The following is a 548-nucleotide window of genomic DNA, read 5'->3' on the forward strand; positions in this document are numbered from 1 at the left end:
GATATCAGCTTCGATATCTCTGATGGTACTAACACCGTTCAAGCATCAGCTGACCTAACGGTTAACCCAGTTAACGACCTGCCAGTCCCTCAAGATCAACAGTTCAGCGTTGAAGAAGACGGTACTTTACTGTTCACAGACGCGGATCTGCTTACAGGCGCAACAGACATTGAAGGTGACAACCTAACGGTTGAAGGTGTGACCTACGATGGTGGCGACGGTATCCTTACTGACAACGGTAACGGCACGTACACCTTTGCGCCAAATGAAAACTTCAATGGTGACGTAAACTTCGGTTTTGATGTGTCTGACGGCACCGATACGGTGTCAGCAAACATCGATGTGAGTGTTACAGCGGTTGATGATGCGCCAGTGTCTGGTGACTTAGCGTACTCAATCGATGAAGACGGTTCTATCCGTTTAAGCCAAGAGCAATTGCTATCACAAGCATCTGACGTAGAGGGCGATGACCTTACGGCTAGCGACCTTACGGTTGGTGGAGATGCAACCGTTACTCAAAACGATGATGGCAGTTTCACGATTACGCC

1 protein-coding gene is annotated in these 548 nt (G+C 48.7%); it reads left to right on the forward strand.

All coding sequences use genetic code 11. The features are described 5' to 3' along the window. Nucleotides 1–548, forward strand: a 548-nt coding sequence (locus AB4371_RS22545) for a tandem-95 repeat protein (protein WP_372150696.1), incomplete at both ends; no start/stop codon positions are given.

The organism is Vibrio sp. 10N.261.51.A3, assembly GCF_041471965.1.
Taxonomy (GTDB): Bacteria; Pseudomonadota; Gammaproteobacteria; order Enterobacterales; family Vibrionaceae; genus Vibrio; species Vibrio crassostreae_C.